This is a genomic window from Lysinibacillus sp., from assembly GCF_032093475.1.
GTDB lineage: Bacteria > Bacillota > Bacilli > Bacillales_A > Planococcaceae > Lysinibacillus > Lysinibacillus irui.
In genome coordinates, this window is sequence record NZ_DAMDAY010000116.1 from 10,751 (window position 1) to 14,091 (window position 3,341).

The window sequence follows — 3,341 nt, forward strand, 5'->3', positions numbered from 1 at the left end:
ATTTTTAACCTGGGGCATGGAGTTTTCCCAGAAGTAGATCCAGATGTATTAAAACGTCTGACTACACTTATTCATGAGTATAGTGCACAGCAAATTCAAGCACGTTCCTAATAACAAACAAATTAAATGTGAAAATCCCTTTTCTATGGATGAATGATTTTATCATAGAAAGGGAGCTGTCCAATATGAAAGACTGGGCAGCTTCTTTTTATCACATAATGTATAAAATATAAAACAATTTTTGAGGTGAATGGGTAATGAAAGAAGTTAAAGGCTTATTGGTAATGGCATACGGAACACCTTATAAAGAAGAAGATATCGAACCTTACTATACACATATTCGTCATGGCCGCAAACCTTCTGAAGAGCATTTAGAAGATCTTTGTAGCCGCTATGAAGCAATTGGTGGTTTATCACCATTAGCAGCAGCAACACAGGCACAAGCTGAAGCTTTATGTGCACGGTTAAATGAAGTACAGGATACGGTGGAATATAAATTGTTTATTGGTTTAAAGCATATTCATCCATTTATTGAAGATGCAGTTGAGCAAATGGTGGCAGAGGGCATCAAAGAAGCGGTTTCTATTGTTTTAGCTCCTCATTTCTCTACGTTCTCTATTAAATCCTATAACGGTCGTGCTGTAGAGGCGGCAGGTGATCGTTTAACGATTACTTCTGTAGAGTCTTGGTACGATGAGCCAAAATTCATCGAGTATTGGAAACAACAAGTGAATGCTACGTTTGAGGCTATGTCTGAGGAAGAACGTGAAAAAGCATGTTTAATCGTGTCAGCACATTCACTTCCTGAAAAGATTAAAGATTTAGGAGATCCTTATGAGGATCAATTAATCGAAACAGCTCGACTTATTCAAGAAGCAACAGGTTTAAAAAATGTTGAGGTGGGCTGGCAATCAGCAGGGCAAACACCAGAACCTTGGATTGGTCCAGATGTCCAAGACTTAACTCGTGAACTATTTGAAGAAAAAGGTTACCGTTCATTTGTTTATACACCAGTAGGTTTTGTAACGGAGCATTTAGAAGTATTATATGATAATGATTTTGAGTGTAAAGTTGTTTGTGATGAACTTGACGCAAAATACTATCGCCCAGCGATGCCAAATACACACCCATTATTTATCGATGCGATGGTAGATGCAATTCATAAAAAATTAAGCTAAGCGAAAAGAAAGTGATGATGTTGGTGACTCAGAAAAGACGAAAGGTAGTTGTCATAGGCGCTGGCATTACAGGCCTTACAGCTGCGTTCTATATGCAAAAAGAAGCAAGCGCAAAAGAATTGCCATTAGATATCGTACTTGTCGAGTCGTCATTACGTCTTGGCGGAAAAATTCAAACATTGAGAAAAGATGGTTTTATTATTGAGCGCGGGCCAGAATCTTTTTTTGATCGTGAAAACTATGTTAGTGCTTTAGCAAAGGATCTCGGTATCGAGCAGAAAATACAAACGAGTAATGCAGGACCGACTTATGTTGCAGTAGGTAGCCAGTTATACCCTATTCCTAGTCAACTTTTATCTGGAGAAACGCCTCATATCTCGTCATTCATAACATCAGGGTTATTTTCACTTAGCGGAAAAGTGCGTGCTGCGGGGGATTTTTTCATTCCCCGTTCAGCACAAGATGACGATCAACCGTTAGGTGCCTTTTTTAGAAGAAGATTTGGTGCAGAGATCGTGGAAAACTTAGTAGAACCTTTACTGGCAGGTACATTTGCAGGTGATATCGAGCAATTAAGTATGAGCTCCACTTTCCCGCAGCTTTACAGTTTAGAGCAAAAATATCGTAGCTTACTAATCGGCATGAAAAAGGCAGGAACAAATTTCTTAAGCAATCATTTGATTGATGAAAATAAAGGGATTTTTCAGACCTTTAGTAATGGCCTTGAAACACTGATTGAAAGTATAGAAGAATCACTACTTCCAGGGACAGTTATGAAGGGTGTGAAAGTGGAGGAAATTGAACATGGCAAGGATGGAACCGTTCAAGTGATGTTAAACAATTTTTCCCATATAAAAGCAGATGCTGTTATTATCGCTACACCATTTAATGTGGCAGAAAAAATGTTTAGTAAGCATAGTCTGTTAAATGAATTAGGGACGATGAAGGCAGCAACCATTGCAACTGTCACAATGGCCTTTAAAAAGGAACAGCTTGGCGATTTGGATGCACTTTCTTTTTATGTCTCTCGAAATAGTGATTTTTCAATTACTTCTTGTACTTGGATGAACCGAAAATGGCCAGGTACCTCTCCAGACGATTATGTATTATTACGTAGCTATATTGGGCGTGTTGGAGACGAAGCCATTGTAGCATTATCTGATACTGAAATAGAAAAAACTGTACTTCAGGATTTAAATAAAACCATTGGGGTAAATGGCGAACCAATGATGACAGTAGTAACTCGTTGGAAAAATGCAATGCCACAATATACAGTAGGACATGAAGCCAAGGTCCAGCGAATAAAACAGGAATTGTATGAACATTTTCCAACTGTAAAACTTGCAGGAAGCTCATTTGAAGGAATATCTATACCAGAATGTGTGCAGCAAGGGAAACATATTGCAGAAGATGTGGTAAGGGAAATGTTTCAGCAATAAAAAGAAATAGTACAAAACATGAGCTATCAATGTTTGTACTATTTTTTTATGTATGTTTTGAATGATGAATAAGAAATAGCAAACTAATATAGATAGTTTGCTATTTCGATTACTAATTGCTTTAAAAAGCTAATAGATAATTAGACTTAAGATATTCGATGACATGACCAAACGATACCACCGGAGTTAGCTCCACCTAGCGTAAGTCCAATTGTCAAACCATTGGCTTCATAGAACAAGTCAATTGTATCCCCAGCTACTAATTCTACTTCACCTGCCAAAGTGATAGTACCATTTCCAAGTATTGCACGTAAAGTTAATACCAGTGCGACGTTTACATTCAATACAGGGAACAAGCCGCTAATTAGATTTGTTGTTGCATTTCTTCGTATTGCAAATGAAGGATTGATTCCACCCCCTAAAGTAACACTAATGGCCGCAGTAGTAGAGTAATTTATAGTTGCTTCAAAGGAGTATCTTCCTGTAGTTGGTACAGTGAAAATCCCCGTTGCTGGATTAAAAGCAGGCGTTGTAAAGTAAGGTGATGCTACACTCCAGTCAGCAATAGAGGTAGAAGCATTAACAGTTAGTGTGTTTTTAAATGCTGAGAATCCTTCGGTAAGCGCAGGACCAGTAGCACCAGTAGCCCCAGTAGGTCCAGTCACACCAGCAGGTCCAGTAGCCCCAGTAATGCCGGCAGGTCCAATGGCACCAGTAGCCCCGG

At 38.8% G+C, this 3,341-nt stretch carries 3 protein-coding genes and 1 pseudogene; 3 read left to right on the top strand and 1 reads right to left on the bottom strand.

Features of this window, described 5'->3' with window-relative positions; all coding sequences use genetic code 11:
- From RT445_RS19210 to hemY, 3 genes and pseudogenes are all read left to right on the top strand, one after another.
- Positions 1-111: pseudogene (locus RT445_RS19210) on the top strand (uroporphyrinogen decarboxylase); the annotation flags it as partial.
- Positions 112-257: 146 nt separating this feature from the next.
- Positions 258-1,178, top strand: coding sequence for a ferrochelatase (gene hemH / locus RT445_RS19215; protein ID WP_312507308.1), 921 nt, complete (start codon positions 258-260; stop codon positions 1,176-1,178).
- A gap of 14 nt (positions 1,179-1,192) precedes the next feature.
- Positions 1,193-2,617, top strand: coding sequence for a protoporphyrinogen oxidase (gene hemY / locus RT445_RS19220; RefSeq protein WP_312507335.1), 1,425 nt, complete (start codon positions 1,193-1,195; stop codon positions 2,615-2,617).
- A gap of 146 nt (positions 2,618-2,763) precedes the next feature.
- Here hemY and RT445_RS19225 read toward each other — a convergent pair.
- Positions 2,764-3,341: collagen-like triple helix repeat-containing protein (locus RT445_RS19225; RefSeq protein ID WP_396631816.1), on the bottom strand; the 578-nt coding region annotated here is incomplete at its 5' end.